The organism is Haloquadratum walsbyi J07HQW2, assembly GCF_000415985.1.
Classification (GTDB): Archaea; Halobacteriota; Halobacteria; order Halobacteriales; family Haloferacaceae; genus Haloquadratum; species Haloquadratum walsbyi_B.
Genome location: NZ_KE356561.1, coordinates 820,962 through 842,737, shown reverse-complemented (window position 1 = coordinate 842,737; position 21,776 = coordinate 820,962). Strand labels below are relative to the sequence as shown.

Annotated in this window: 23 protein-coding genes, 1 tRNA gene and 1 pseudogene; 9 read left to right on the top strand and 16 right to left on the bottom strand. The window is 46.2% G+C overall.

The genetic code is table 11. The annotated features are described in order from the left end of the window. Positions 1 to 19 precede the first annotated feature (19 nt). Positions 20 to 1,540: an o-succinylbenzoate--CoA ligase gene (gene menE, locus J07HQW2_RS03905; RefSeq protein WP_303703953.1), complete on the bottom strand. Its 1,521-nt coding sequence runs from the start codon at positions 1,538 to 1,540 to the stop codon at positions 20 to 22. A gap of 324 nt (positions 1,541 to 1,864) precedes the next feature. Between menE and J07HQW2_RS03900 the strand changes: the two genes are divergently transcribed. Beyond that, complete coding sequence (locus J07HQW2_RS03900; protein ID WP_021054051.1) at positions 1,865 to 2,257, top strand: nascent polypeptide-associated complex protein; 393 nt, start codon at positions 1,865 to 1,867, stop codon at positions 2,255 to 2,257. Continuing rightward, positions 2,254 to 3,003, top strand: coding sequence for a methyltransferase domain-containing protein (locus J07HQW2_RS03895; RefSeq protein WP_021054050.1), 750 nt, complete (start codon positions 2,254 to 2,256; stop codon positions 3,001 to 3,003). The genes J07HQW2_RS03900 and J07HQW2_RS03895 overlap by 4 nt, the downstream gene beginning before the upstream one ends. A 96-nt stretch (positions 3,004 to 3,099) precedes the next feature. On the opposite strand, the gene J07HQW2_RS03890 is transcribed toward J07HQW2_RS03895, so the two are convergent. The 3 genes from J07HQW2_RS03890 to J07HQW2_RS03880 all read right to left on the bottom strand — a co-directional run bounded on the left by J07HQW2_RS03890 (position 3,100) and on the right by J07HQW2_RS03880 (position 5,045). Further along, the gene (locus tag J07HQW2_RS03890; RefSeq protein ID WP_021054049.1) at positions 3,100 to 3,672 is read right to left on the bottom strand and encodes a DUF6517 family protein; all 573 of its coding nucleotides are present in this window, start codon (positions 3,670 to 3,672) and stop codon (positions 3,100 to 3,102) included. A gap of 87 nt (positions 3,673 to 3,759) precedes the next feature. Beyond that, on the bottom strand, positions 3,760 to 4,083 hold the full coding sequence (locus J07HQW2_RS03885; protein WP_048075135.1) for a transcription factor S: 324 nt from the start codon (positions 4,081 to 4,083) through the stop codon (positions 3,760 to 3,762). A 188-nt stretch (positions 4,084 to 4,271) separates the two neighbouring features. Next, positions 4,272 to 5,045, bottom strand: a complete 774-nt coding sequence (locus J07HQW2_RS03880) for an enoyl-CoA hydratase/isomerase family protein (protein WP_021054047.1) — start codon at positions 5,043 to 5,045, stop codon at positions 4,272 to 4,274. A gap of 272 nt (positions 5,046 to 5,317) precedes the next feature. On the opposite strand from J07HQW2_RS03880, the pseudogene J07HQW2_RS03875 reads away from it, so the two are divergent. Beyond that, a pseudogene (locus J07HQW2_RS03875) lies at positions 5,318 to 5,809 on the top strand (DUF5797 family protein); the annotation flags it as partial. A gap of 251 nt (positions 5,810 to 6,060) precedes the next feature. On the opposite strand, the gene J07HQW2_RS03870 reads toward J07HQW2_RS03875, so the two are convergent. From J07HQW2_RS03870 to J07HQW2_RS17615, 4 genes are all read right to left on the bottom strand, one after another. Beyond that, the gene (locus J07HQW2_RS03870) at positions 6,061 to 7,347 is read right to left on the bottom strand and encodes a DUF5787 family protein (RefSeq protein WP_021054045.1); all 1,287 of its coding nucleotides are present in this window, start codon (positions 7,345 to 7,347) and stop codon (positions 6,061 to 6,063) included. Positions 7,348 to 7,592: 245 nt separating this feature from the next. Further along, positions 7,593 to 8,054, bottom strand: a complete 462-nt coding sequence (locus tag J07HQW2_RS03865; protein ID WP_021054044.1) for a bis(5'-nucleosyl)-tetraphosphatase — start codon at positions 8,052 to 8,054, stop codon at positions 7,593 to 7,595. A 307-nt stretch (positions 8,055 to 8,361) separates the two neighbouring features. Continuing rightward, positions 8,362 to 9,222: a hypothetical protein gene (locus J07HQW2_RS17620; protein ID WP_021054043.1), complete on the bottom strand. Its 861-nt coding sequence runs from the start codon at positions 9,220 to 9,222 to the stop codon at positions 8,362 to 8,364. Continuing rightward, a complete protein-coding gene (locus tag J07HQW2_RS17615; RefSeq protein ID WP_021054042.1) occupies positions 9,219 to 9,851 on the bottom strand; it encodes a hypothetical protein in 633 nt (210 codons plus the stop codon). Before J07HQW2_RS17615 ends, J07HQW2_RS17620 begins: the two co-directional genes overlap by 4 nt. Before the next feature lie 658 nt (positions 9,852 to 10,509). Here J07HQW2_RS17615 and J07HQW2_RS03855 point away from each other — a divergent pair. Further along, entirely contained in the window at positions 10,510 to 11,157 is a 648-nt protein-coding gene (locus J07HQW2_RS03855) for a 2'-5' RNA ligase family protein (RefSeq protein WP_021054039.1), read from the top strand. A gap of 256 nt (positions 11,158 to 11,413) precedes the next feature. Beyond that, entirely contained in the window at positions 11,414 to 11,959 is a 546-nt protein-coding gene (locus J07HQW2_RS03850) for a hypothetical protein (protein WP_021054037.1), read from the top strand. Between the two features lie 71 nt (positions 11,960 to 12,030). Here J07HQW2_RS03850 and J07HQW2_RS17610 read toward each other — a convergent pair whose 3' ends face one another. From J07HQW2_RS17610 to J07HQW2_RS03835, 5 genes are all read right to left on the bottom strand, one after another. Beyond that, entirely contained in the window at positions 12,031 to 12,177 is a 147-nt protein-coding gene (locus tag J07HQW2_RS17610) for a hypothetical protein (RefSeq protein WP_303703952.1), read from the bottom strand. Between the two features lie 192 nt (positions 12,178 to 12,369). Next, positions 12,370 to 12,548: transfer RNA gene (locus J07HQW2_RS17605), tRNA-Trp, on the bottom strand. Between the two features lie 74 nt (positions 12,549 to 12,622). Further along, positions 12,623 to 12,844, bottom strand: a complete 222-nt coding sequence (locus J07HQW2_RS03845) for a DUF5795 family protein (RefSeq protein ID WP_021054035.1) — start codon at positions 12,842 to 12,844, stop codon at positions 12,623 to 12,625. Positions 12,845 to 13,124: 280 nt separating this feature from the next. Next, positions 13,125 to 14,111, bottom strand: a complete 987-nt coding sequence (locus J07HQW2_RS03840; protein ID WP_021054034.1) for a DUF5794 domain-containing protein — start codon at positions 14,109 to 14,111, stop codon at positions 13,125 to 13,127. A 6-nt stretch (positions 14,112 to 14,117) separates the two neighbouring features. Then, positions 14,118 to 14,384: a DUF8099 family protein gene (locus J07HQW2_RS03835; RefSeq protein ID WP_021054033.1), complete on the bottom strand. Its 267-nt coding sequence runs from the start codon at positions 14,382 to 14,384 to the stop codon at positions 14,118 to 14,120. 214 nt (positions 14,385 to 14,598) lie between these two features. On the opposite strand from J07HQW2_RS03835, the gene guaB reads away from it, so the two are divergent. The 3 genes from guaB (at position 14,599) to J07HQW2_RS03820 (ending at position 18,975) form a co-directional block, all read left to right on the top strand. Next, the gene (gene guaB / locus J07HQW2_RS03830) at positions 14,599 to 16,098 is read left to right on the top strand and encodes an IMP dehydrogenase (protein WP_021054032.1); all 1,500 of its coding nucleotides are present in this window, start codon (positions 14,599 to 14,601) and stop codon (positions 16,096 to 16,098) included. A gap of 133 nt (positions 16,099 to 16,231) precedes the next feature. Continuing rightward, positions 16,232 to 17,689: a carotenoid oxygenase family protein gene (locus J07HQW2_RS03825; RefSeq protein ID WP_021054031.1), complete on the top strand. Its 1,458-nt coding sequence runs from the start codon at positions 16,232 to 16,234 to the stop codon at positions 17,687 to 17,689. A gap of 587 nt (positions 17,690 to 18,276) precedes the next feature. Continuing rightward, the gene (locus J07HQW2_RS03820; RefSeq protein ID WP_303703951.1) at positions 18,277 to 18,975 is read left to right on the top strand and encodes a glycerophosphodiester phosphodiesterase; all 699 of its coding nucleotides are present in this window, start codon (positions 18,277 to 18,279) and stop codon (positions 18,973 to 18,975) included. Between the two features lie 22 nt (positions 18,976 to 18,997). Here the strand turns inward: J07HQW2_RS03820 and J07HQW2_RS03815 are convergent, their stop codons facing one another. Next, positions 18,998 to 19,318 (bottom strand): ASCH domain-containing protein, encoded by a 321-nt coding sequence (locus tag J07HQW2_RS03815; protein ID WP_021054029.1) that lies wholly within the window; start codon positions 19,316 to 19,318, stop codon positions 18,998 to 19,000. A 318-nt stretch (positions 19,319 to 19,636) separates the two neighbouring features. Here J07HQW2_RS03815 and J07HQW2_RS03810 point away from each other — a divergent pair, with 318 nt between their 5' ends. Further along, complete coding sequence (locus tag J07HQW2_RS03810; RefSeq protein WP_021054028.1) at positions 19,637 to 19,864, top strand: DUF8015 family protein; 228 nt, start codon at positions 19,637 to 19,639, stop codon at positions 19,862 to 19,864. A 292-nt stretch (positions 19,865 to 20,156) separates the two neighbouring features. On the opposite strand, the gene J07HQW2_RS03805 is transcribed toward J07HQW2_RS03810, so the two are convergent. Together J07HQW2_RS03805 and J07HQW2_RS03800 are read right to left on the bottom strand one after the other, a co-directional pair. Beyond that, positions 20,157 to 20,792 (bottom strand): molybdenum cofactor guanylyltransferase, encoded by a 636-nt coding sequence (locus J07HQW2_RS03805; protein WP_021054027.1) that lies wholly within the window; start codon positions 20,790 to 20,792, stop codon positions 20,157 to 20,159. A 271-nt stretch (positions 20,793 to 21,063) separates the two neighbouring features. Beyond that, positions 21,064 to 21,738 (bottom strand): cytochrome c biogenesis CcdA family protein, encoded by a 675-nt coding sequence (locus J07HQW2_RS03800; RefSeq protein ID WP_021054026.1) that lies wholly within the window; start codon positions 21,736 to 21,738, stop codon positions 21,064 to 21,066. Between the last annotated feature and the right edge of the window lie 38 nt (positions 21,739 to 21,776).

The following is a 21,776-nucleotide window of genomic DNA, read 5'->3' as shown; positions in this document are numbered from 1 at the left end:
CTGTTACAGCAGAATCTAATTATCTATCCTCAGAAGTTCCATCTGTATCAGTAATAAACAATTCTCGAATAGCATCTCTGTCGATAGTTCCGGAAACGGTACGTGAAAGAGTATCGGTGACTCGAATCATTTTCGGGATTTTGAATCCAGTAAGATGGTTGCGTGCATGTGATCGAAGAGCATCTTTATTTATACTTTCTCCGGTCATTGGCGTGACGGCAGCCACAACACGCTCACCCCACTCAGTGTCTGAAATACCGACTACAGCAGCCGAAGCAACGTCAGGGTGTGATTCAAGAACCGTTGCTACCTCGCCAGGGTCGACATTTTCACCTCCAGTGACGATTCGATCATCAAGCCGATTTATCACTGTGAGTCGTCCATCTGTGTCGAGTACGCCAATATCGCCGGTATGGAATCCATACTCTCCCTTGACCATCGACTCTGGACTAGCATATCCTGGTGTTACAGTTGGTCCCTCAACAACAATCTCACCAGGATTGCCCGCGGATTGCGGATTACCAGATTCATCAACAATGGTTACATCAGTCCAGAGCAACGGTGTACCAACCATCTGCGGATTATCAAACGCTGTTTGTGGACGAGCAGTCGCGACCTGTGAAGCGGTCTCTGTCAATCCATACGTTGGATAAACTGGAATTGATTCACCCTGACAGCGATTGATCAGTGTTGTTGAAGCCGGTGCGCCGCCAAGGAGAACAGTCTGGAGCCTTTCTGGAAATGAAGAGGTATTATTTGCATTGAGCATTCGACGAAGCATCGTTGGTACAAGCGACACAGCGGTAATACTGTGCTCATGGAGATCGGTTACTGCCTGTTCTGTATCGAATTCACCACGTAGTACGACTGTCATTCCGTATAATGGACCTCGAAGAATTGGTGCAATACCACCCATGTGATGTAGTGGAAGTGTAACAAGCCATCGTTCATTTGGGTCGATTCCAAGGCGGAATGCTGAGGAAACTGCACTCCATAGAATATTGCCTGCAGTCAACTTGACAGCTTTCGGCGATCCAGTTGTTCCAGAGGTAAAAAGAACCAATTGTGTCCGTTGTGGATTCCAGGCGACTGTATTGACTTCGGCTGACGTCACAGTCTCAACCGAATCAACCGAATCAATTGTTGAATTATCAACTGAAATAACAGATATATCATCATCTACAGCCGCTGTCGCCTCAAAAACTGTCCTTTCGGTACAGTGTTCACAAACGATGGTCTGCACTGTCACACGAGTGAGCCGTGTCTCTATTTCTGTTGCTGTGAGACGATGACCAAGGGGGACTGCTGTTGCACCTATCCGTGCTGCAGCATAAAATGTGAGCGCTGATTCAATCTGAGGAGAAAGGATAATTCCAACTCGATCGCTTTGACTCACACCAAATTTGCTCAGCCGTCCAGCAAGTTGCTCAACGGCCTGATCAAGTGCTGAAAAGGTATACTCATCACCTGTTTCTGCGTCGATAAGTGCACATGCAGTTGGGGAGGTTTCCGCGCGTTGTGAAAGCCACTGCCGCATCATTATTACTCACTCAGTCGTCGATATTGAGCGCGTTGACTACTCATCGTTACTACTGTTATTACATCTATATATAAAAGACAAGAAATCTATCATTCATAAATAATATAACTTACTACAATACATTAATGTTGAACATACTCACGGTTTTGTTATCTCAAACGCTTCAGCCTCAGCCTCAATCTCATCAGTGAGTCAGCTACCCATGGCTGAAGCCGTGGGCTTCCGCGCTGCTACCGCTGTGATAGCAGTATGATTCGTTTCTATCACCATGTCCGATTGCGGTCGCCACGTTTTTGCTATCAGCAACCGTCAGCTTAGATAATCATGTTTGGTGGAGGCGGAATGAATCCCCGGAAGATGAAACAGATGATGAAACAAATGGGTATCGACGTTACTGAACTTGACGTCGAAGAAGTCCGGATACAAATGGCAGAGGAAGATCTCGTATTTGATGATGCACAGGTAACGCGAATGGACGCACAGGGTCAACAGACGTATCAGATTGTTGGCGAACCCGAAACCCAGGAGCATACCGACACACAACAGCAAATAACCGATGACACTGGCGGTGATACCAGTGGTGATGATACCGGAGGTATCCCAGAGGCAGATATTGAGATTGTCGCAGAACGTGCTGGTGTTAATACAGATGATGCGCGTGCTGCTCTTGAATCGACTGATGGCGACCTTGCAGCCGCGATTGCTCAATTGGAGTGACTACCTCCAGTTCGTATCTCCTCGTTAACAACGAACACGACCGCGAATATCTCCGTGCCGCAGGCGAGGAACTCCAGACAGATCTCGGTGTGCTTGAGGTGCCAGTAGATGTTGACCCAGGAGATGTCATTGAGACACATCTTGATGTACCATTCACCGTTCGTCAGCTCCGCGGTCCAGATTTATTTAATCATTTTGAACGCACCGGCGCACCGATGATTCCGCGCGATATTGGACTCTTGATCGGTCAGACCGGTGTTGCGCATGGTGATCGTGTGCTTGATGCTGGGACGGGAACAGGTGTCCTTGCAGCGTATCTTGGTCGACTTGGCGTTGATGTCACTAGTTATGAAATTGACTCAGAGTTTGCTGACGTTGCACGTGAAAATATGTCACTTGCTGGCGTAGCAGATCAGGTGGAGATTCGCACTGGTGATCTCACAGCAGCGCTCGACACTGTTGGCGATGAGGAGCCATTTGATGTATTGACACTTGATACAGCTGATGCCCCGACAATCATTGAAGCGGCACAGACACTTCTGGCGCCTGGGGGGTATATTGCGGTGTATGTACCGTTCGTTGAACATACCCGCGAAGCTGTTGAAGCAGCTCGTAAAGCCGGAGTCACAGCAATTGAAACGTATGAAACTATCCAACGTGAGATGGATTTTGATGAACGTGGGTCACGACCATCGACTGCTGGTGTTGGTCATACGGGCTATATGACTATTGGACGAACTGAATAGATAAATATCGTATACGGCATATTGTACGCGCAATACAGGAGTTGTTGGTAGACTTCTATCAGTACTTACCAATCGGATAATTCGGGTAATTGAAAATCACTCAACAGACCGGATAATGTCAAATAGCTCATTTCGACCTTGCTCGCGATTAAATTGGACGTGACTCGGGACAGATAGTGGGTACGCCCCTCCAGCGATAATGATATCCTGTGATTGTGCCCACGTTACAACATACGCTTCAACAGGAGTCTGAGTGGTATTAGCCGTAGGGGCGACAGTGGCGCGGTATTGCTGTATCGGCACCGTCTCTTCACCGCGATCAAACCGACGCGTGTCACTTTTGCGAATTGAGGAAAACCCCCGTCGTTCAAGAATATCAACAAATCGGGAGCCTGCACGATTACGAACGAGTTTGAGAATTGAATCCGACACTGAGTCTGATCGAGAAAGTTGAACCCGACTCGCAAAGACAAAACGCCATGTTGTCGTTGTCTCTGAGCCAGCGTCCTCACCAGTGTTGATTGCAGCACTCAGCTCCGTATCAGTGAATATACACGTATGTGCCTGAACGGTCACGATAGCATTATCAAACGGCGTTGTTATTTTATCAGTCTGTAACTGCCATCGATCGCTAAGACTGACTGTTGGCGGGGGGACGTCCACCGGCACGGCTGAATAATCGGACTGTAGGCAAATATGAGTTGTCAGTATGAGCTAAACAACTACGATAGATCATATACCGAATACACTGATGAATCAATGGTCATCCTCGCGCCATTTATGATCGCACTCTGTGCAGGTGAAAAATCGTGTCTCAGACTCATCAGCTGCGCGGATTTGTTTCATCTCGTATCTCGCTGTGTCGTTATCACACTCTGGACAGATAACAGTCGTCGTTGGTCCAATCTCAGCATCATCAACATCCGACATGTCGACGGCTCCACTTTCTTCTTGACTTTCCGTGGAGGTCATCGTCGCTGTTTCAGCCTCATCAGCTAGCTCCTCGAATCCGCAGTCACCACAAATCCAGGTGTCGTCCTGTTTTTTCATCATCGATCCGCACTCATCACAGAATTTCATTATAGACCCAGTCAGCATCCTCATGGGTTTAAACTCTTAGCTTCTCCAGCGCACACAAGCTGCGGGACGTGAGACGTCATTGTATATTCAAAGCCACTGCAGTCGCTATTATCAAATATACCTATAGTGACGATGAGATGTTGGCTTCCTCAGTATCTATCTCATGTGCTCTGTCGGTGATTTCGTTATTATTCGAAGTCCGGGTCGCGATCTTCGAGAAACGCTGACATTCCTTCGCGTTGGTCTGGCGTTCCAAACAGTCCACTCCATGTTCGAGCCTCAAACTCAAGCCCTGTCGACTGTGGGGCATTATGTGCAGTATTGATCGCCTCTTTTGCGGCACGCATTGCAGTCGCCGGCTTGGCAGCCAGTTCCGCTGTAAGCTCTGAGACATGGTCTGTAAGATCATCGTGTGCAACGACTTCACCAACGAGACCACGCTCGTATGCATCAGTTGCATCAATTCGTTCACCGAAGTAGATCATCCGACGGGCTACCTCATCACCGACAAGTGCCGGAAGACGCTGTGTGCCACCCCATCCAGGTATGATGCCAAGGTCGATTTCTGTCTGCCCGAAGACCGCCCGTTCGGAGGCGACTCGAAGATCACACGCAAGTGCCAATTCACATCCGCCGCCGAATGCGTATCCATTGATTGCGGCAATAACTGGGGCTGGGAACGATTCAATCATATTCGCAATACGATGTCCCTGTTCGGTGTACTGCTGAGCGGCTTTTGTTCCAAACGATTGCATTCGTTCGATATCAGCACCAGCGACGAACGCCTTCTCACCCGCACCAGTAATTACGAGACATCGCGCATCATCATCAGCAGCCGACCGAAGATGCGTCTCAAGTGAATCAAGTGCAACCTCATTTAGTGCGTTCATCTGCTCTGGGCGATTGATCGTAATAGTCGCGACATCCTCATCCCATTCGAGTGTAACAGGTTCAGCAGCCATATCAAGACTCTCGTCTGGGTCCCTTCTAATAGTTGTTATACTTACAATCAATTACTCGATTTAGAGAGATAACCCAGAGTGTATTGAGGCTTGACCCCGGGATAGCTCACCGTGTGGTTTCTTTGTGTTGACTTCTGGATGTAAATAACATATCTCACTGGATAATGCCCATACGATTACCATCCACGAACGCTCCCTGCCATCGGTGACAAATGCCGATCTCGGCATGCTGTATCGCTCGTTTTTATATAATCGCGCGTATAACCGCTGATATGTCCCTCTCAAAACAAGCTCAGAAGCGACTGGCAGATGTTGTTCAATTACAACCAACAAAGAATAAAGAACTACAGGAATGTTGGGGAATTGACTCCGGGAGTGAAATTCACCAATATCTGGAATCAGAGCTTAGTGAGTATTATTATCGTGATGATAACAGTCTTATCCGCGCGACTGAAGAGGCAGCAGAACTTGTCGATGTTGCCCCTGGCGTCGAGGGGGGCGATGATGATGGTGGCATTCCATCGATTATTCGCATTCCAGAACTCCATGCACGCATATTCACCGTACTTGCCGGACCTGAAGAGCGATCACAGAGCGTTGTGTCCGTTCTCAACGACCTCAGAGAGCAATTCGACATTGACCCATCCGTCGAAGATGTGAGAGAAGCATTACAAAGCCTCCGCCAGAAGGACGTTGTCACGGTTGTATACCGGACTGTCCCAACATTTCAACTAGCAACTACACGTGATGCAATCGATGTCGAACAGACACATCGGTCAAACACAGACGGGTCGAATATCAATTCAGATCGTGAAGAGACAGAGGTGAATACAAACACAGTCTCACATTCACATTCACAGTCAAATTCGAGCGCCAATACAACAGATGGTGAAGACGCTTCCACGATGAAACAGATTGAGACGGAATTTGAGGATATCAACTGAAACACGGCTTGGGGATGGGGATGGTTCTGCTATTTGATCGAGATATAATCACTCACGAAAATACATACGAACTATTCTGGCTGGCTGTTGTCGTCGCTCGTTTCAGTATCTGTCGCCTGAATATCACTCAAAACAATAGATGACTGTTGATTAAATTCCAGCCGTGATATTTCCCGTTCTCGCATGCGTTCACGACGCGTTGTAAGTAGCTTCTTGATTCGAGCCCCAGGACCACCAGTAATTGGCCACTCACGCATTCGCCAACTTGGAGGCTCTGGCTCAAAATCTGAGCAATCGCCAGCACATTCTGTGGCAGTCTGTGATCGTTGTTTTGCAGCGCAGTATGGAATCATGACGTCACCAAATCGCTGAAGTTCGAAGTGTCGACAGTCTGGACGCATTGTCTCGTGATATGAGCGCCATCCTGCCCCATATGCACGCTCAGCAAGCACCAGTTGTCGTCGATATTTCTCGGCGTCAATCGATTTATTCATATCAGACATAGCGGTTGTTGTATCGGTAGGCCGTAAATTAGATGTTGAATCCTGTGTTGTGTTTATATTGATATTAGGTGTCTTTGAGTTTGTTCCTGCTTCTGGATGCTCTGATGATGACGTTGTTTGCTCTTTTTGTTGAATTTTCTTCTGATCTGATAAACTCTGAGTAGTGACTGCGTTCAATCCTGTCGGATGCCATATCACCGACGCCTCAGCCCATTGATTATGATGAGCATCAGGATCAAACTCGAAAGTGAGTATTCCAACCTCAGCCGGGAGATCCTTGAGCAATATAGGCTCAACCTGGCTGTTTGTTGCTGCCGTTGCAACCCAGACTTCATCGGCAAGCGCTGTTTCAACATCCCTTTGTAGTTGATCGCCGAGTGCTCGAGCTGCACTTGCATCAAGATCCGGCTTATTCTCGATTGCGATGATGCGTCGAAGCCACCGTGGATAGGCTGCAACTCGTTTTATTTCGATCCGATTTCCTTGTCGACGGGTGTTTAGGATGCCCCGGTCTGCAGCTCGATGTACTGCTTCTCGAACATATCGCCAGGGGAAATCAGGCTGAGGAATCGCCTCGCGGTACCATGTCCATGTCTCCGGTGCCCATCGGACAACACGCAGGAGATCTGAATCGAGGGTCTCTGAACCAAACTGCTTTCGTGCCTCAAGTCCCACCGGATCACACTCAAGAACAATCGTATCCCACCGTCGGTGCTGGGTTCCGCGCTGTCGTGAAATGACAATCGCGGAGTTATCGCTATCAGTATTACTGTCATGTGGCGGCCATTCCTGCTCAGCCCACCGACAGACGAGTAACTCGAATCCGAACTCAGCGTTGCCAGGATATTCATACATATTTTTATGATTTAAACAAGATTTGGATTAGCTCTTTTAGCTTTCACCGCTAGAGGATAAATTCAGTACTCAACACAGGATGCAGTAGATAGATATCATGTCGTCCTATCTAGTCCAATTGAGTGCACAGACCGATAATCAACTCAAAATCACGGACACCACTGTCACAGTATTGGCGATATCATACATTATACATATGTGAGCGGAAAGTAAGTCACGCGCATTAACATAGAAATTATGAAAAGTTATGGGAGATATGTCGGTCGTTCACGATTAGCATTTTTTGCAGCTAGTTCATCCAGATACGTGTGTGCCCGTTCAAAAATTTCTCGTGGTCCATCCTGTGTGATCGTATTTAGTGCCTGTTGATAATCGCGCCATTGAAGATCACGATGTTCATTTGACAGCTCTGCACTCGCCTCAAATGAATGCGCAATGAAAAGATGGACTGTCTTGTGAATCGTTCTACCGTTTGCTTCGAACATATAATCATATTCTTCACGAAAGCCATCAACAAGACGAAAGTCTTCAATGCCGGCTTCCTCTTCAATCTCTCTGATTGCTGTTTGCTGGAGTTCCTCTTCTCCTTCGACCCCGCCTTTTGGAAATTCCCAATCACCTGGTCGGCTTTTAAGGAGTAAATACTCCCGTTCACCGCGAGTGTCGCGGAAGAGGATAGCTCCAGCGCTTACCGCTTCCACTGTCATTACCTGAATACATTAGACATGACGTTAAGAGAGTATCGGACATCAGAATGTAGAAAATAATTCATCTGTACCCCCATTCGCCTATGTATAAAAATAGATATTGTAGATAGTTCATAGAAATCTGTCTCAGGATCTTCAGAGATGATATTATTAATAGTTAATCGATGCGATTATTAATGTATGCCATAGGCGTATGCCTATAATTATTTTACAGGTCCTATGAGTTAGGATAAGGGCGGATTTGTATTCATCAACTCAATAATATCAGTTCTGTCTGTGATAGAGTTGAACCGTAATATCGCACCCACTATCCACTGGTAAACTGTCGTGCGTCGCCAAGATAGATGGCAAATGCACGCCGGACAGCCTCGCGAGTACCAACCGAGACGGTCATCAAAAAGCCAGTAAACACAATTGTTGTTATCACAGCCGCTATAATCGCAGTCACGCCTGGAGTGCTTCCAAGTTCAGTAAGAAGTTCTATTGTCGCTGTTGTGACGAGTGCTGCGATTATTGTTCCGACAGTTAATTTTACTGCCAGTGGACGGTCAAGTGGAACTCCACCAAGCACAGGTCGTGCATAATAGACAACGTAAACAAAGATCACGAGATTCATGACTGCATAGCCAATGGCTCCGGCTGCAGCGCCCATCTGTGCCCCTAAAAATGCTGTAATTGGGACGCTAATAATAAGTCCATATAGTTTTGTTCGAAAGCTCACACTCGGATAACCAAGCCCCTCCATTGCATGTGATGATAGCGTCCAAAATCCTCGGAATATATTGATACCTCCAACAATCAATGCTGTCGTCGAAAAGGAACTAACAGCCGTCCCACCAAATACAATAGCAGCAATCAAATCGTGTCCAGCAAGTAGATACCCAAGGACGACAAACGTGACCCCTGTACCACCAGTTACAGCCCCATCTAGGTATGCAAATGCAGACTCACCAGCAGAAGCATCCCCGCTCACCTTCGTGAGCAGCGGTGATGCAAGTCGCCAAGAAATCGTCGCCCCAAAGTCTGCGAATCGATCGGCGGTCTCATAAATCCCAACAGCTGCCGGCGTTGCGACTACACCAAGCACATAAACAGGCATATTATAACTGAATCGGTCAAACACCTGATCAGGAATACTCCATTTTGCAAACTCCCATGCACGAGTCACTCACGACGCGTTGGAACTGCTGGGGCTGTCCGAACAGCCATGATAACAATACCTGTAACGAACAGTCGAGTCCCGACAACAACGATAATGAGATCTGCCGGTGTTGTGAACACTCCGTCAAATACAAGTAGAATAACCAACTGGAGTGTCCCCTTCGTTGCCGTAATCCACGTTCCAGCACTTGGATAGCCAATCGCAGCAACAAGGCTTTGTGCAATCATTAACGACGTTGTGGAGATTGCAAGCAGAGTGACCGGTGTTACCAATGATGGAGCAAATACTGTCGATTCAATCAACAATCGCCGAAGTGGTGCAATAATGAATCCGCCGAGCGTTATACCGAGATAGCCGAGTGCAAATATAATCGTGAGACCGAAGTACGCACTAACAGACTCACCCTGCTCGCTTCCAATTTTTTGAAGCGTTTGACTGACTCCCTTTATAGGTCGTAGTATGAGTGCAACCCCAATCGCAATAAAAAAATACGTTCCAGCGACGGATGGCGTCGTCACAGCAGCGTAGACAATCCCACTAAGTGCATATACTGTGGTTGAAAATAACGCTCCACCTGTCGTTCGGATTGATGAATCAAGTAAGTTGATCTCGCTGCCGTCCCGGTGGCTTACCATCTACGCTAATAAATAGCCGATAGAACAAAAACTGACCGTGTTTATTACTAACTCAATTCTGAAGGCAGATCTGCAACTCAGTTAGACCACTACGGGACCCCGACATATCAGTGAAATAACTATACACATCCAAGCATATATATTCACACATCTCTCATCATCAATAAGTTAATTTATGCGTGTGAGTGCACTGACAACTGAACAGTTAGGTTATCTGTTCATCTATAATATGACTGCTATTAGGCATGGATTCACGCAAATTAATAAATTACCCTTCTACTATATATCTGCGTATGCAAATTTTATATCATTAATATGCTCACACACACACAGAAATTGGTCGATATTCGGATCATATCTGCTTTCTGAGGTACTTTTCGTTTATTCAATATTGTCTGCTCGGCTGTATCATAATGATAGACATACACGGTACCGGACGTATCGTTTTTTTATTTTGAACACAACCATCGCAGCTATTTTTAATACTCAACTTCACAGAGAGAAATTCACAGCCAAATGAACCAATATCACACACACACACAAAATGCTCATGTCATCATTTGTGACGCTATCGTTCATTCCGGCGGTGACCACACAAAATCGATTATTTCTCAGTGGGAATCAAAATTAATCCAATTGTCTCCTTCAGCAGGTAAATATGGTACATGATGAAGACATGGCATCCAAAGCTGCCGAGTTTTGGACCCGTCGCCATGATATCACTCCTCCAAATTATGATAGTGATACAAAAAGACGACTCGTGTTGCTTGCTGATGCCAGTAAGACACTTTCCTGTTCAGCGTACAACCAAGTTATTGACACACTTACTGATTTCTCATGTTTTGACCCCGTTCCGTGTGAAATACTTCATTTAACCGTGAAACTCTTTGATGATCCGGTTGAATTAGTGACGACAGATGGTAACCCAACTGAGCGAATTGATGAGATCATTTCACAGGAGCTACAACGGACAGATCCGTTTGAGATTGAGCTAACTCAATTTAATATTTTTCCTGATGTCGTGTACTCTGAGATTGATGATGGTGGGGAATTAGCCGATATCAACCGTAGACTCTGTACATACGCAGAAACAACCACACTGGATCGTGATGGCGAGGAATTTATTCCACATTTAACATTTGGATATCTGAATGATATGACGGAATATAATGAGCTTATTGAGTATCTTGAATCTAATCGAGAACTCAACCTTCCCACACTGAGTATCGATGAATTTAGATTGGTTGTTCGTGAGGTAGGCAAACATCCGCCTGTTTCTGACTGTCTCAAAATATATGAATTATAGTGGATTATGCTAAAGTGACTTAGTGTGCTCAGTCAACGGTATTTTCGCCATGATTCGGCAGTGTATTTCTGAAGGATTGGAGTTTGTTATAATATTGTGATTTCATCTATAAGTTACACTGTATACATGTCTGATATAATATACTATGAACATATGCCCACGCAGTCCTCATGACAGTCGATACATATTTTCATTATGAAGATAAATTAATGACACAGTTAATAACACAAAATGTTAGATTAATTTTCGGTGATCCATGCTTCGTCGGAGTCATTTGAATCTTATCGGAGCTGCAACGGCTATGCCACCAACGCTTCCATCGTCCGAGTCAACGGAAATGTTTGCGCAGACAGAATCTGCAAAATCTGAATTGAATATTGATAGGATACTCTCAATAGAGACAACAGAGCAAGATATTGACTGGATGAAACGAACCTTGGACAATTCGCTTCCACAATACTGGGAACAACCAGATCGTGGGATATATTATATTGGTCCAGATAGAGAATATCGCGTTCCAAAATCATATGAGGTGGTGAAATTGCACGCAAATCTGTTCCACCGACAACTCAATCAAGTGTATGAACACAACCGATATGACTGTGATAATTTCGCATTTGACCTTCGAGATTCATTTACCAGGATGGATCCATTCATAAACTCGGTTGGAGTGATGGTTGACCCTGAAAATAATCATGCGTATAATGTGATTGTAATCAATGATAACCCACAACGAAGATATGGAACTACATACATGTGGGAACCACAATCAGCCACTGAAGTGGATTATCAGACCAATTGAGGGGTCCTTATCCTATAATCAATGCGATACACAAATACAAACAGATATTGATACAGAAACTTCCATTTTATTCATAACCCGATGAGGTCGTCAAGTTCAACCTCAGAAACGTAACCTCCGCAGACAGCGCATTCATCGATATCATTGGGTGCAGATCCACCCTCCATATGTAGGTTTCCACACTCGACACATGCTCCGAACTCTGCGTCTATCATCATTATGCAGTATATCCAAAGAAAAGTATAATATTTACGCTACATCAGAATAACTCAATATTTCTAACCATATCGTATTATAATACGGTAAACACAGCAAGGTTAGTGAATTAGCTCCAATATTTTTGATATCGGACGTGATCACATGTCATCTATGACGATATCCGTGATGATAATCAACAGAACAGAACAGTATGGGGTCGGAGGGATTTGAACCCCCGATCGACTGATATCTCCGGTTCGCGCCTCGGTACCCCAGAGGGTCGTCACTGCGATCAATGATCAGTTGATCGCTCGGTATATCAGTCTGGAGTATCGTCACCGGGCGGTCTGCCTCTGGAGTCAGTCGCCATACCGGGCTTGGCCACGACCCCCCATTCCGCAATCATGCATAAACCGATGCTGCCTAAAGTGGTTACGATTATCGGTAAAGAGAATACGTCAGCGATTATCGGTCCGTATCAGACCATGAGCACTCTTGACACTTATATGCGGTAACGAACTCAGTAACGCTCGGCATATATCCAACAGAAATAACATTTTCATCACATTCTGGACACGAGTGATCGGCGTCCTCGATTGGCTCTGCTTCAAGTGGCCGTTCGCCCTCAACAAGCTCTGCAAGGCGCTCTGGGGTCACCATTCGACCTTCGACGACACGATTGCTCATATGAGAGTAGATGATATCAAACGATGTAAGTCCGTCGTGTCCCCTAAAAATTGATCTATATCGACTCTGTTATCTCTGCAGCTGGCATAACAACACTCGTCGGAGTGTGACCTCTGTGTGTGTGTATTTACCAGAAAATAGAGGAGAAAGCCCCGTCGTTTAGGGCGGAAATGAATCCTTCCATGCTCATATTTTCACCATATTCAGCATGAACTACGCTAGAGTAATTCTGGGGTGGGCTAAATCTATCGTTGGCGAGTCCATACGAGTCAAATCCAGCTTATAGCCATGGCGCATGTGAGTCACTATCGTCTGGAAATCCATATCCAGCCTCTCCGGAGTCCGAATCAGTATCTGATGTGTGAGAGTCACTCTCGGCACCGTCGACTGATGCTGCGACATTACTGTTGCCGCCAACGTTTGGGGTTGTATCAGATGTCGATGCCGGTGGTGAAGTCCCCATCTTAGAAACAGGGTCATCGATTTGATTACTGCCGACTGCATGACCAGCAGCTGCCACGGAGTTCCCCACACCTGGACTATCAGGATCATATGCGAAGACTGCAGTCACACAAAGAACACCAAGGGCGACCGGTGCCTCCGTCGGGAGCAATCCGAGTATATCAAGTGCAAGCATTCCAAGTGCAACAGAACTCCCAAACCGAAAGCGATCAAGATCGACAATACCCCGAAGCCGTGGCGCGAAGAGTGCAACAAGCAGGGCAAACCCAACCCCAACACCTGCGGCAGCGACTGCTTGTGTGACCACCGTAATATTTGGATCAAGAATAATCGATGCGTTGTTGAGATTAACACTGGCAACCAATCCAAGAGCAATGATAATACCTGAGGATGGGAGATATTCACCAATCTTTGCAGAGGCGGTTTTTGCAGCGACAGCAAGAATGACTAATCCAGCAAATCGATGGAACACAGCGAAGTCAAGTACTGATTTTAATGTCTCAGCGAACAGCGCCTCAACCCCGGCAATTGGAAGTAATATTGCGCCTAGGATCAGTACTGAGCGGACTTGTTCTTTGCGAGTTCCATCCATTTCTGCAAGGATGACAGCAACAGTTGCTGATCCACCAAATATCAATAAACCTGCTTCAAGAATGCCAAGTGGGCTATCGAGTGCACCAGCGATAATCAGTGCTGGAAAGATCCCATCGATGAGTGGGAGTGCCATAACGGTCGCCAATAGCCGGGTCGCACTTCCTACCTGCTGTTCAAGACGAAGTGCAACCGGATGTCGTGAGACACTCATTCGAAATTAGTGACCGTCACCATCGGTCAACCGGCGATATCGGCGGTCGACCGGATGTGGACCTTCTGAAACAAGAACAGATCCAACATCGGACGATCGCCCGCGCACTCCATACCCATCGCGAACAGATACTGTAGTTAGTGTTGATAACAGCATCCGATTTGTTCGCTTGAGTGTGTCCCACATCTGTGTAAATGTTGTAGTAAATGCCTCACCAAAGTCGTCACTTGACTGGCTGGCGATACACGATGCAGCAGGACACATGGAGTCCATATGCAATATAAAATGATTGATCAATTTAACCTTTGTGTGGGATGTAACGACACGGTGTCTGAATCGATGTTGGTCCGGCGGTACGAGTGTCAAATATCCCTTGATCAACCGTGAATAGCAGACTATATATTCGTACGATTGACGCCGTATGCCAGCAATACACACGGATATAGGCTCTCGCAATGTTTTTGTCGGTTCCCTGCTGACCGTTTACATGGCGAATAACGTTTCTGGGAGGGGGCGGTTTTCTGAGAAGTTACAGGTTCCTGAGGCACTCACATTTGATGATGTGCTCTTACGACCCATGGAAAGTCGCGTTGAGCCCGATGCTGCAGATGTGTCGACTCGTGTCTCACGAAATGTTGAATTGAACATTCCGATTGTTTCTGCGGCGATGGATACTGTAACAGAGTCTGGAACAGCAATTGGAATGTCTCGTGAGGGAGGATTGGGTGTTCTGCATCGAAATATGGACACAACAGAAATGATTGCTGAGATTGAGCGGGTCAAACGTGCTGATGAGTTAGTTATTCGTCGTGAAAACGTTGTAACTGCAAGTCCAACACAAACTGTCCGTGAAGTTGATGCGATGATGGAACATGAGGGCGTTTCGGGTGCACCGGTCGTTGATGATGATGATACCGTATTAGGAATTATCTCTGGCACAGATATTCGCCCATATCTTGAGGTTGGTGACTCAGACGCTGTTAGTGAGGCGATGACCGATGAGGTTGTGACGGCATCACTCACGGTTGATGCTCGCGATGCACTTGAATTAATGTATGATCATAAAATTGAGCGCGTCCCACTCGTCGATAAGTCAAATTGTCTTGTTGGTCTTATCACGATGCAGGGGATTCTTCAGCGACGTCAACATGAGGATGCTATCCGGGATGATGATGGACGTCTTCGCGTTGGTGCTGCTGTTGGTCCATTTGAGACCGACCGTGCAGTAGCTGCTGATGAGGCTGGAGCTGATATTCTATTTATTGATTGTGCACATGCACACAATCTCAATGTGCTCGACAGTGCCCGTGAAATCAAAACGAGTGTAGGAGCCGATGTTGTTGTTGGCAACATCGGAACGCGGGAGGCAGCTGAGGCTGCAGTTGATTTTGCTGATGGACTCAAAGTTGGAATTGGACCAGGGTCAATCTGTACAACTCGTGTTGTTTCTGGAGCGGGGATGCCACAGATTACAGCCATTTCTGAAGTGGCAGATGTTGCTGCCCCAGAGGGCGTTCCTGTGATTGCTGATGGTGGAATCCGATATTCTGGTGATGCAATCAAAGCGATTGCCGCTGGTGCGGACGCAGTAATGCTTGGGTCATACTTTGCAGGGACCGATGAAGCTCCAGGGCGCGTTATCACGATGAACGGTAAGAAATACAAACAATATCGTGGGATGGGTTCCGTTGGTGCAATGAAGTCAGGCGGTGGCGATCGGTATCTAAAAGAGGCTGATGAGAATGAAGAGTTTGTTCCTGAAGGGGTAGAAGCGGCGACACCGTATAAGGGGACACTCGCATCAGAGTTGTATCAACTCGTTGGTGGCATGCGATCTGGAATGGGGTACGTTGGGGCTGAGACACTCCCTGGATTCAAAGAACGGGCTGAATTTGTCCGAGTTTCAGCTGCTGGTCAGACTGAGGGCCATCCACATGATGTCATGATAACTGATGAAGCGCCGAATTACAGTCCAAAAGGAAATTAGACCAAACGAATCAAAACTGTCGATGACAGTTCTCCCGATGGCGATGATGATAGTGTTAATATCACAGATATTGTATTCATGAATTCCACCATCGTACCAACAGGTGTTAGCGACTGGCAGTTATACCATTTGTATGTCGACGCATCCGGGATTTCACTCACTCACAACCGAAACGGATACGTCAATATCAGTTGAAGGGTCGCTCCCGTCATGGCTTACTGGAACGCTCATTCGAAATGGTCCAGGGGCATTCTCATTCTCTGAGGGGAGTTCAGTTGATCACTGGTTCGATGGTCTCGCAATGCTCACGCGATTTACGTTTGATCCAACGAAGGGCGCAGATGATATAGTCCACTATCAAAATCGGTTCCTTCGAACGGATGCGTATGAGGCTGCTCGTGAAGGGGAATTCACCGGTGGGTTTGCGACCGGTGAAACAACACTGCGATCACGTCTTGCTGGATTTCTCACAGCAACATATGATAATACAAATATCATCGTTGAGCGGGTTGATGATACATTCCTCGCGCTCACTGAGTCTCCACGAAGCGTCTCAGTTAATCCGACAACGCTCGAGACCAGTGGTCAAATTGAGTATGATGGCACAGCGCCAACTGGGCAACTACGATGTGCGCATTTCCGACGTGACCCGGCAACAGGGACACTGTTGACTGTCGATACGTCATTTGGTCGCAGAAGTGAATATCATATCTATACGATCGATAGCACTGATTCACATACTCATATTGGCAGTGTTCCGACTGAGAAACCGGCATATATGCATAGTTTCGGTCTTACGCCGCGATATGTTATTCTGACAGAGTTTCCACTCCGTCTTGACCCACTTCAGTTTCTTCGTCCAGGTCGCCAGGACCCGTTTATTGAACAGTTTGAATGGGAGCCTGACCGTGGGACACGAATTGTTGTTGTGGATCGCATGACGGGTGACATTGTTGCTGACCCCGTTGTTGATCCTGTGTTTGGATTCCATCATGTCAATGCATTCGAACGAGATGGCGGTCGAAAAGTGGTATTCGATCTTGAGACGGTTCCTGATGATACCTCGATTGATTCATTATATCTTGATACACTACGCGAGGGTAAACTGGGAACGCTTGCTGGTCGACTTGAGCGGTTTGTAGTTGACCTTGGGTCACCTGCAGGTGATCGATATGGTAGTACTACTGCAACAGTCAGCCAGCAAATGTTATATGACGATGGAACTGCGCTGCCGACGACGTCACCAGCACAGTGGTGTCAGCCACATCGCTATATCTATGCAATGAGCATGGAACAACCGGTGACAGAGTGGGCTCAAGCGATACTGAAATTTGATACGGAAACAACAAATTCAATCGAATATGGACAGGGTGCTGATTATTTTACTGAGCCAATTTTTGTCCCCAACCCAGTGGGTGAGTCACGCGATGATGGAGTTGTCCTTACAGTTGGGCTTGACACTGATCAAGACCGATCACGATTATTTGTGTTGTCTGGTGACACACTCAACGAGCACGCCCGGGTCACGCTTCCACACGCAATACCGTTTGACTTTCATGGACGGTATTTTCCGAACGTCCATGTTGCGTAATTTTCCTGAGCAGTCTTAGCCATATGGTGTGACATCTACCCACTTCTAAAGAGGTAGGCTTCCTGTCTCACCAGCCACTTTGTTAAGACTGTTAGACTCATTCTTCGAACCAGAACGAGTCGATGAAACTGGGTTGGAAGCCTTAGTTTTACGATCTACCACCGCTTCTCGTGGTTGGAATTCATGAGAGCGGTCAGACAGGTAGGTCGAAGGAAGTGCCACGCTCCCGTTACCGCTATCCCCAGCTAGGCGTGCTAATGGCGGAATTACGCTTATCGATTTCTGACGAATACTCTCTGCTCCATTCAGATCACCGTGAATAATTGTCTCGCACGACGAACATTTCCACAGCCCACGTTGAATCCTGTCCGAATTGTTATTTAACCCTATACCTGGTAATGATACCTACAAGAGTCCGTTGAAACTAGACATATGACTATCAGTTATATGTACTGATTATAAATCATAAAGAACGGCAAGTGAACCGCTTCGGGGTCAAGCCCTATTGGATTCGCTGTGATCGCTGGTAAATGTAAGTCGTTCACAGTGCGATGGTACTATGATACAAGATGACGAAATCGAATCACGTGCAACCGATCGCTCATCGCGGCTGTCCATATCAGTATCCTGAAAATACCCTCATAGCGCTTCAAAACGCTGGAAACAGAGCCGGTGCGGTTGAATTCGATGTCCGTCGCTGTGAAACGGGTGAAGCTGTTGTTATACATGATGAGGGACTTAACCGTGTCACCAGTCGCGAAGGACTCGTTTCAGATACCTCAGTTACCGAATTACAACAAACACATGTGGAGGATTCTAACGCACATGTGCCAACATTACAGGAAGTTTTTGAGACAGTACCCGAAGATGTTACATTACATATTGAACTGAAAGAATCATCTGTAATTGATGATGTTGTGACGTATTCCGACCATTTTGATCATAATATTATTATCTCATCATTTGATCCGACTGCACTCACTGTAGCTGTTTCAAAGGGGCTCACAGACGTTGCATTATTGTGTGCAACCGACCCGGAGAGTGCTATCAAACGTGCTGTCGAAATTGGGTGTACAGCAGTTCATCCCTCAGCATCTCTCTGTATTGAAACCGACATCGTCGCAGCAGCTCATGAACAAGAATTGATTGTCAACGCATGGACCGTCGACGACACTGAGACACTTGTTGCATTATCTAGAATTGATGGCAATAACTGTTCTACGGCAGTCGACGGTATTATTATTGATGATTGCTCATTGATTGAGCAATGTCAAACGCTTGAATGATTCAATCCGAGAGTTTAGACACCTATGCGGGCTCAAATCGATAGGTGAGTATTTCACTCGTTGGATCCCACTCAAAACTACCACCGTGAACACGCTGCATCCGCTCTCGATATGCTGTTAGTGACTCTGATCCTTCTCGTTGAGCGTCTGCATCCGTCAAATCACCAAGCGTTTGCTCATCGACACTTGCAATGATGAACATATCTTCAGCAATTGAAAACCTATCACCCTTTGAAGCATATTGATCTGTTGCCCCCCGGCTAAGTTGTGTGATATCCCCGCTATGAACAGCATTCTTTACCTGCTCATTCGGCAATAACGTATCTGGATCAATCTTCGTCATCAATGATTTATTGCAATGAATATTAAAAAAACATACGACACCCATCATATTTTGAATTAATAGTGGATTATACACCACTGGTATGTACATCAGTAATTCGAATTTTCGAATATGATGTCCACTCGGATCGATATTTACTAGCTGTTTTTAAGATCGACCGCAATCAATAGTGTGTGAAAAACCAGTGTCACTCAGGCAAAAGAGAGTAATCAGCATGTTCATAATAAATAATCAACCAATCTCAGTAGAGTGCTGTTGCTGTGTATGAATGACCTCATTTTATTACTCTGTACTTAATTAGATATAATTACAAGGATAATGCCAGGGCTGTCCACTCAATTTGAATCACCTATCTTCTCACTCCCAGTTACAGTATACGATAAACTTCTCATTGCAATCCCGACTGTTGTATTTCTTACATATATTACGTGTGTGCTTGTACTTACCTTGTCTCAGATAGTCTCAATGGGCGTTGCCTCGCTTGCTGGAGGGATCATTGTCGGAGATGCATTGTTCATCAGTCATCCTGGATTGGATTCATCATGACACAACAGAATATCAGGCCTTTCATCTACAGTTGTGTCAACAGCACTCACCAATAGACGTCGTATTATGCCCGGGTCGATATATCTCGAAATTACTATCTATAATAATACTCATTGAGTTACTCTGTTCCTCACTTTTCCTGATGCAATTCACCGATTAAAAACTAATAGAGAGGTGTCCTGTGAGTTGTAAGAACTCTGTAACAGGTATATTTGGATAATACTGATTTACTTCCATTATATTATCAATCACGCACAGTATCGTTCACTCGGGTATTATCTGAATCATCTGGTCAGTTCGGGGTATCAGAACTGGTAGTGAGTTCACTCGCAGCCACTGAAAGTTCCTTAGGGGTATTGATATTTCTAAACGTCTGATGTGTTGTGTGTGAACTGATTGTTGGCTCAGAAATGGTAAGAATATCGAGATACTCGAACGGAGCAATCAGTTGTCGTGCATCATCATTGAGCGCGCGACGACATGCAGCGTACGTAGGGTTCGTTGTATACACTGCATGCGTTGGCTGGTACCACTCATTCAATCGTGGGACAACAGCATCAGCGTATCCTTCAGTAATACGATCGAAAAGATACTCAATAAAATCAGGATCGATAAACGGCATATCACAGCCAACGGCGATACTATGTGTCGCGTCCGTTATCTCAAGTCCACGAGCTAATCCCGCCATTGGACCACGGTCTGGAGTCTGATCAATTGCAAATCGCAATTCAGTGTTACTCTCGGCTAGTGCTGCAGTAATAGAATCACGCTGTGATTGACGACAATTAATGACAACTTCATCAACGACACCTGCGATTCGATCAACAACTCGTCTAATCAGTGGCGTCCCAGCGAGCGTCACGACTGCTTTATCCTGATCGCCGAAGCGTGTCGATCGACCGCCGGCAAGGACGACACCTCCTCGCATACGGGAATACTATGATTCAGGGCTAAAGAACACGTCGTTGCTGGATATTCAACTATATGATATAAGCGAACTCGCATTCAATACACTTAGATCGAAGTCTGCTTACTCCGTGAAAATAATAATAATACCTTCGATGTTCATGCTATTATACTATATTCAAAACGCTCGGCTTCGACGACAGTGACCGGTAAACATGAATAGTCATTACACTCCCGTATTTAATGATAGTGGAGTCACAAAGCGACGAAACAACGGCTCTGACTCGAATTACTCACAATACGTCAAGAACAACAATCGAGAGATATAGTTGTCCAACACCAGCAGCGACGAGCAGACCTGCAGCTATCTGCTCAATTTGTCCCGTATAATGCCCGAATCGCTTCCAAACGGTCATACCAGATTCTGCAAGAAGTGTCACACCAATAAGTGGAAGCGCAACTCCGGCAGCATATGTCAGAAGGACGATCACTGTGTTTCTCGGCGAGAGTGAAACCGCCTGTGTGACCACGCCAAGGAACAATGGAATAACACACCCAGCAGCAGCAACTGCATACACTGCCCCAAAGATACCGAATCCAAGTAGTGAGTCCGGTCGACGCGTGAGGGGAATTGTTGCCGGTGTCCACTCAATCCATAACAACATTCCCAGCCCGATGAGTGCAGCCCCAACAAACGGCTCGAATAACGGTAATGCAGTGGTGAGACGACGACCAACAACCGTAGTGAGTCCTGCAACAATCCCAAGCATGACAACTGCACCACTCGCGGCTATGATCCCTGAAAGCAGTCCTGATGATGTTTCAGATTGATTAATATAATACCCAATATACCCAGGCAATAGCGGGAATGCACACGGTGCAAAAAACGTTGCAATTCCAGCACCCGCAGCGAATCCAATTGTGCCAGCAACTTTTAGATCGAATCCTAGGAGTGCAATTTCGTTCATTATACTAATCAGTAAATACAGCTATGATCTCCACAGAT